9 protein-coding genes are annotated in these 7,218 nt (G+C 27.9%); 6 read left to right on the top strand and 3 right to left on the bottom strand.

Annotated elements, in window-relative coordinates; translation table 11 throughout:
* Positions 1 to 144: 144 nt before the first annotated feature.
* The 3 genes from CCO88_RS05425 to CCO88_RS05435 are packed head-to-tail and all read left to right on the top strand — an operon-like array spanning position 145 to position 2,356.
* Positions 145 to 363: a type II toxin-antitoxin system HicB family antitoxin gene (locus tag CCO88_RS05425; protein ID WP_002801148.1), complete on the top strand. Its 219-nt coding sequence runs from the start codon at positions 145 to 147 to the stop codon at positions 361 to 363.
* The gene (locus CCO88_RS05430) at positions 356 to 559 is read left to right on the top strand and encodes a type II toxin-antitoxin system HicA family toxin (protein WP_002790340.1); all 204 of its coding nucleotides are present in this window, start codon (positions 356 to 358) and stop codon (positions 557 to 559) included. The genes CCO88_RS05425 and CCO88_RS05430 overlap by 8 nt, the downstream gene beginning before the upstream one ends.
* A gap of 3 nt (positions 560 to 562) precedes the next feature.
* Positions 563 to 2,356: an AAA family ATPase gene (locus tag CCO88_RS05435; protein ID WP_002790342.1), complete on the top strand. Its 1,794-nt coding sequence runs from the start codon at positions 563 to 565 to the stop codon at positions 2,354 to 2,356.
* A 129-nt stretch (positions 2,357 to 2,485) separates the two neighbouring features.
* Here the strand turns inward: CCO88_RS05435 and CCO88_RS05440 are convergent, their stop codons facing one another.
* Genes CCO88_RS05440 through CCO88_RS05450 form a run of 3 tightly spaced genes read right to left on the bottom strand, consistent with a single transcriptional unit; the run spans position 2,486 to position 3,818 of the window.
* On the bottom strand, positions 2,486 to 3,100 hold the full coding sequence (locus tag CCO88_RS05440; protein WP_002839667.1) for a recombinase family protein: 615 nt from the start codon (positions 3,098 to 3,100) through the stop codon (positions 2,486 to 2,488).
* Positions 3,097 to 3,504, bottom strand: a complete 408-nt coding sequence (gene vapD / locus CCO88_RS05445) for a VapD family protein (protein ID WP_002839669.1) — start codon at positions 3,502 to 3,504, stop codon at positions 3,097 to 3,099. The genes CCO88_RS05440 and vapD overlap by 4 nt, the downstream gene beginning before the upstream one ends.
* Complete coding sequence (locus CCO88_RS05450) at positions 3,495 to 3,818, bottom strand: hypothetical protein (protein WP_002779624.1); 324 nt, start codon at positions 3,816 to 3,818, stop codon at positions 3,495 to 3,497. Before CCO88_RS05450 ends, vapD begins: the two co-directional genes overlap by 10 nt.
* A 169-nt stretch (positions 3,819 to 3,987) precedes the next feature.
* Here CCO88_RS05450 and CCO88_RS05455 point away from each other — a divergent pair, with 169 nt between their 5' ends.
* The 3 genes from CCO88_RS05455 to CCO88_RS05465 form a co-directional block, all read left to right on the top strand.
* Entirely contained in the window at positions 3,988 to 4,251 is a 264-nt protein-coding gene (locus CCO88_RS05455) for a TrbC/VirB2 family protein (RefSeq protein WP_002839671.1), read from the top strand.
* An 18-nt stretch (positions 4,252 to 4,269) separates the two neighbouring features.
* Positions 4,270 to 7,038 carry a VirB4 family type IV secretion/conjugal transfer ATPase gene (locus CCO88_RS05460; protein ID WP_002839673.1) on the top strand — a complete coding sequence of 923 codons (2,769 nt, stop codon included), beginning with the start codon at positions 4,270 to 4,272 and terminating at the stop codon, positions 7,036 to 7,038.
* 10 nt (positions 7,039 to 7,048) lie between these two features.
* On the top strand, positions 7,049 to 7,218 hold a 170-nt coding region (locus CCO88_RS05465), incomplete at its 3' end, for a Rha family transcriptional regulator (RefSeq protein ID WP_002839674.1).

Consider the following 7,218-nt stretch of genomic DNA (forward strand, 5'->3'; position numbering starts at 1 on the left):
ACATTTAAGTCAATCTTATTTGAAAAAATTCTAAAATTGCTGCCTATTGACATAGATGTGATACTTTGATATAATTTATTTCGAAGATTAAAATATTTGTTACATTTAAGTCAATCTTATCATTTTTTAATACAAGGAATCAAGATGCTATTAAATATTATTATTGAAAAAGATCAGGATGGATATTTTGCACGCATTTTAGAGCTTGAAGGTTGTGTTTCGCAGGGAAATACTTATGAAGAAGCTTTAGTCAATATAAAAGAAGCAGGAGAGCTTTATTTAGAAAGTCTTGCAAATGAAGAAAAAAGAATTATTGAAAATAAGACAACTTCAATTATTCCAATGGTTTTAGCAAATGCCTGAATTGCCTAGAATGACTGCAAAAGAAGCGGAAAAGCTTTTATTGCAAAATGATTTTTCGATTGATAGGCAAAAAGGCAGCCATAGAATCTATAAAAAAGGACTTTATAGAATGGTTATTCCTCACCATAGTGGAGAAATATTGCACCCTAAAATCATAAAACAACTATTTGAGATCATAGAAGTAGCAAAGGATTAAAAAATGCCAAAAAGAAATACTATTGAAACTATTACACTCGGACTTTTTAGCGATGAAGATGTTTCTATAATCTGCGAAGATACGATTAAATTAGAAAGGGGCTCTGTAGCTGTATTAAGTGGCAATAGTGAAGTAGGCAAGTCTTTTTTAGCTTTAAAGGTATGTGCTAATGCTATTAATGATGGCTTAAAACCTTTTTTTTGGAGCGTAGAAGATAAAAATAAAGCGATTTTAGAACGCATAAAAAATATTGAAAGTTTTTATTCTTTTAATACTGCGGAACTTGAATTTTCAAATGAACTTCCAAAAATCAATAAAGAACCTATAAATTGTTTAAAAGAAGAGCTTAATGAGTTAGCAGATTGTGATTTAATTGTTCTTGATACCTTTAGTGCATTTTTCTCAACATTAGGTTTTAAAGATCAAAACAATCAAAACGATGTGCAAAATTTCTTTAATATTCTAACAGATATAGCAAAATCAAATAATCAAGCTATCTTATTACTTCATCACTTAGATAAAAAAGGCGAAAGTCTTATGGGTAGCTCTGTTATTATCAATGCTCCTAGACTTGTTTATAAACTTTCGTTCGAAAAGGGAGAAGATAAAAATTCTACCACCTATCGCTTGCTTGAGGTGCTAAAGGATAATAATAATATCAATGCTGGAGAATTTCAAAAAACGATTAAAGTATTGCAAAATTCTAGTATTGATGAGCCTTCAATTGTAAATCTTAGAGCTAACAGCATTGATTCTAATACTTTGGAGATTATCAATAAAAAAGATATTTCTGCTGTAAGTGTTAATGAATTAGCAAAAGGCTATGTAACAATGAATGAAAATAGAGGTGTTTTTTATTTAAGCTCACGAAAGCTTACAGACACTAATTTTTATAAAGTATTTAAAGAAAATGATAATAAAATAGATTTTAAAATGACAGGTGCGAATGGCTCATCATATGCCATAAGTTTAAAGAACTCTTTGCTTACGCAAACTCATAGGAATATTTTAGATGCTTTATTTTTATATATCAAAAAAAATGTGGATACAAGTGTTATTAAAAAATATCAAGAAAATTTTTGGGATATGGAAGTAAGATTAGAGCCCTATAAATTCTTAAAACAATATCTTAATAAAAATTCTAATAATTATTCTTGGTTAAAACAAAAATTTACAGAAATCTCTCGTTTTGCATATGATTTGGCTTTCACTCAAAATGTAGAAGATAAAGATAAAAAAACAATCACTCAAAGAGATAAAGGCATTTTAATGTTTGACTCTGTAGAGCGTATCACAAAAGAAAATGGAACAATTGTATCTGTATTCGTGCTAACAGTTCGTAGGGAATATATTAAAAAACTCGAAACAGAATCCACTCTTTCTTATGATGATGATTTATCAAAAATTCTTATTAATTTAAATTCTTTAGTCGCACAAGATTTGATTAGATTTTTAACAAGTTTCCCTGATAAAAAAATTCTTAGTTATAGTGAGTTTTGCGAGATTAAGGCATATAAATTTTATAAAGAAAATTCTATCATTTCAAGACAAAAAAAAGAAATCATTAAATTAAAAGACAAACTTATAGAGTTTGGTATCAATATCTATGGCAAAGGCGTAGAATTTGCTGATTATGATGATGAATTTTTTCATAATAAGTATAAAAATGAAAATGATTTATTTTTCATCTATCAAAGCAATAATAAGGTAAAAAGATATATTAAGCGTGATGATCCAATGAATCAACTAAACACCAAAGACAATAGATTTCTTTTACAAAAGTCTTTATTTGATTGATGGTTGATGGTATATAATTTTAAAATATTAAACTTAATTTTATATAATTAAAATATGCTTTTTTACATTTGATTAAATGTTCGTTAAATTTTATTACAAAATTTTTTATATTTTTCTTAAATAAAAAATTTATTTTTGTTTTAATTTTCGTTTTTTAATAAACCATAATAGCCCATCGTAAGTTTTTCCACTATCTTTATAAAATAATTTCCAAATGCTTCTGATAGATAAATCTTTATCAAGCAAAGTTTGTATTTTATCTATATCCTTATCATAAATACTATTAAGTGTTCCCATAGGACGCCCTAGTTTTTTACCACTAGCCTTAGCATTTTCAAGTCCTGCTTTTGTTCTTTGGCTGATCAGATCTCTTTCATTTTCCGCCAAGTAAGCATAAATTGACAGAATGAGTTTTGAAGAAGGATTGTTAAAATTGCTGAGTTCTCTTTGTCTTAAAAATAGAAAATTAATATTATTTGCATTAAATTCAAGAACCAAATTAATTATTTCTAGCATACTTCTACCAAGTCTTGAAAGTTCTGTTGCTATTAATAAATCGCCTGCTTTTAGTTTTTGTTTTAAATCCTTGATTTTTCGTTTTTCTTGAGATTTTGTAGAGCTTATTTTTACTTCTAAAATTTCATCTAAAATGATATTGTTTTTATGACAATATTCCATAATTTCTAACTTTTGAGAATCTAATTCTTGTTTATTTGTTGATACTCTAATATATGCTATATTCATCGTTCTAAATCTTTTAACTTTTGATTTTTTGGTGTTTTTTGAGTAAATTCTTTAAATTTGCCATGAAAATCCTTATTGTAACCAGCTTGTTTATTAATTTCTTTGATACATAGATTTTGTATAGTATCTTTTAAGCTGTATTGCTCTCCTATTTCAGTAATATCAAATTCTTTAACACATTCGCCAAACCAAGTAAATTTTTTAGCAAGTTTAGTAACTATTCTAGCAACTCGTCTTTCATCTATTGGTTCTTTTGAAGTATAACCTGAATATTGTCTATGCTCAAAACCATTTTCGAGCATAAATTTTTTAATCAAAGAATAGGGTTCTCTTGTGTCTTTAAAATATTTTTCAAGACTTTTTGTAGATAAATCAAAATTAATTACTTTGCGATTTATTCCCAAATTCCTTCTCCTTCGGCTTTACTTGCAGAAATCAAATCGCTATTTCCTTCTTTTTCACTAATCCAAATCCATTCTTTTGCATTTTTTGTAAACCATTCAGAATCAATCAAATATTTATATATAAATAAAGCCATACAGCCCAAATCATACTTATCTCCCTTGCAATGATAAGTTTCTTTGTTGATTTTTATCATTCCTGATTCTTTGGCATATTCATCTATCATTTTATACATATCTTCTAAATTATATTTGCCTTCTTTTAAAATTTTTTCTTCATCTAAAACTATTCTTGTGCCTAAAAGTGGATATGCCATTTTTTATCCTTTCATTAAAAATCTAATAAATTCTAGTAAAAAATAACTGATACTTAAATAAAAGCTTTTGAATAATATTAATCTAATTACAAAACAAAAATTAAATTATTTTTTTAACTAATAATAAAACTAAAATTTAACGAACAATTTTTTTAATAAAGGATATAAAATGAAAATAAAATTATTGTCGTTAATTTTATTAAGCCCTATATTCGTATTTGCGGCTGGTGGTATTGATAAAGTTAATACCTTTATGCAAAACTTAAGCATTGCTTTGTATGCACTTGGTGGAGTTTTACTCACAATTGCACTTATGTGGTGTGCTTCCAGAATTATGTATCAAGGGCAAACTCTTAGAGAAGTTGCACCTGTTTTTATCGGTGGCGTTATTTTTGGATCAGCTTCAGCAATTGCTGGCTATATCATTACATAAATATAAATAGGACTAATCATGGAGAAAAATCCACTTTTTAAAGGTTTAACGCGTCCACCTATGATTTTTGGCGTTCCGATGACGCCTTTTGTTATAGCGATGGGATGTATCATTTTAATTGCATTTTATAGTCAAAACATTTTTTTAGTTGGCTTTTCTATTCCTGTGTTTTTTATTATGAAAGCAATGACAAAAAAAGATGATTTTATTTTTCGATTAATGTTTTTAAAAATGAGATTTTTCTCCAATCCTGCTTCCAAAAATTATCATAAGGTTAAAACTTACAGCACAAACTCTTATAGACAAATGCCGCCAAATTCTAATTTTCCAAAAATATCTGTTTTCGGACTTAATGCAGAACCTAATTTTGAAAAATTAATTCCTTTTTCATCACTAATAAACGATTCTGTAGTCATTACAAAAGATTATCTTTTAATGACAACTTGGGAGATTGGAGGAATTAGTTTTGAAGCAGAAGATGATGATGAGCTAGATATTAAAAATGATCTTTTGAATATGCTATTTAAATCATTTGCAAATGAACCTGTAAGCTTTTATTTTCATAATTGTAGATATTCTATCGAAGACAAATTAACTTCGAAATTTAATAATGCTTTTTTAGAAGAAATTGACAGAAAATATTATGAGAGTTTTAAGCAAGGAACTCTTAGAAAAAATTCTTTATATTTAACTCTTATTTTCAATCCTTTAAAAGTGAAAATAGAAAAAACAACTTTTATGAAAAGCTCTTTTGAAAATAAAAGAAAAACAATTAGCGTATTTCTAGCTAAATTTAGTGAATTTGCTGATAGACTAGAAGCAAATATTAAAGATTTTAACCCAAAAAGATTAAAAACATATTCCAAAGATGATAAAACCTACTCTAAACAACTAGAATTTTATAATTATTTACTTGGTGGTAAATTTAATCCTATAAGAGTATTACCAAGTCCTATAGATCAGTACCTTAATGGTAATTTACAAAACATACAATTTGGACACGATACTATTCAATTTAATCAAAATGATAGCACAAAAAGATTTGCTAGATGCATTGAAATTAAAGACTATACAAATGAAACTTTTGCAGGAATTTTAGATATCCTAATGTATTTAGATGTGGAATACACTATAACTCAAAGCTTTTCTCCTATTCCTAGAGTGGATGCAAAATCAGCAATATCTAAACAGAAAAAACAACTCATTGCAACCGAAGATGATGGTTTTTCACAAGTAGCACAAATCGACGAAGCACTAGATCAACTTACAAATGGAGAAATCTCTTTCGGTAAATATCATTTATCAATTCTTGTGTATGGAAATACTATAAAAGAATGTAAAGACAACACAAATGAAGTTGTTACAAAGATGAACGAATTAGGATTTGGAGTAACCTTAGCAACAATCGCCCTACCTGCGACATTTTTTTCGCAACTACCATCAAATTTTGCAATACGCCCACGCATTAATCTTATCTCATCCATTAATTATTCATCTTTAATTGCTCTACATAATTTTTCTATGGGCAAAAGAGATAAAAACTGCTGGGGTGACGCTGTTAGCATTTTAAAAACACCAAACAAACAACCTTATTATTTTAATTTTCACCAAAGTTCTGGTGCAAATAAAAATGATTTTGGAAAATTCTTCCTAGCAAATACTTTGATTTTAGGTCAAAGCAGTGGCGGTAAAACAGTGTTTATGAACTTTATTGTAGATCAAATGATGAAATACGCTAGCAAAGATACATTTCCTGATGATATTCCTGAAGATAAAAGAAAATTTACAGCCATTTATTTGGATAAAGATAAAGGTGCGTTAGGCAATATACTTTGTGCTGGCGGTAGATATATTAGCATTGAAAATGGCAAGCCGACAGGATTTAATCCTTTTATGGTTGAAAGCACACAAGAAAATATAAGACAACTTCAATCGCTAATGAAACTTTTAGTAACTAGAAATAATGAAATTCTTACAACTAGAGAAGAAGAAATGCTCAATAATGCTGTTAATTCTCTTATGAAAGGTTTTGAAAAAGAAGAAAGAAAGTATCCTATTTCTTTATTACTTGAAAATTTAACTGAAAATGTAGATGATGATAATTCTCTTAAATCAAGATTAGCACTTTTCAAAAAAGGCAAACAATTTGGCTGGGTATTTGATAACGAATACGATAGTTTAGATTTTCCTGACGATATCAATTTATTTGGAATTGATGGAACAGAATTTCTTGATGACAAAGATGTATCAGGGATATTAAGCTATTACATTCTTTGGCGTGTAATGAGCTTGGCAGATGGTAGAAGACTTTGTATTGATATTGATGAAGCTTGGAAGTGGCTAGAAAATGAAATCGTGCAAGAAGAAGTTAAAAACAAGTTTAAAACCATTAGAAAGCAGAATGGATTTTTAAGACTTGCTACACAAAGTTTAGAAGATTTTTTAAAGCTTAAAAATGCTGCAACTCTTATAGAACAGTCATCGACTATGGTATTTTTATCTAATCCGAAAGCCAAAGAAGAAGAATATGTTAAAGGAGTAGGTTTAAGTTATGATGAGTATATGATCATTAAAGGTTTCAATCCTGTGAAAAGACAATTTTTAATCAAAAGACAAGATGAAAAAGTAATTTGCACTCTTGATCTTAGCCCTTTGGGTAATGAAAATTTAAAAATATTATCTACAGAAACAGCATACATTGATGTCATTGAAAAAATTTTTTCACAAGAAAATAAAAGTCTTGATGAAAAAGTATTAGAGCTGAAAGAATTTTATAAAAACTCATAGGAGATAAAAAATGAGCAATAAAGTCATTATTAATAAACAAGAAGTGCAATTTGGCACTCAAGATAATCAAATCTTTTGCACTAGTTTGGATGTGGCTAAGGTTTTTGGCAAAGAGCATAAAAATATTTTAAGAGATATCGAAAACATTTTAAATGATTTGCGAGAAATAGGGACTTCCAA

It is taken from the genome of Campylobacter coli LMG 9860, from assembly GCF_000254135.1.
GTDB lineage: Bacteria > Campylobacterota > Campylobacteria > Campylobacterales > Campylobacteraceae > Campylobacter_D > Campylobacter_D coli.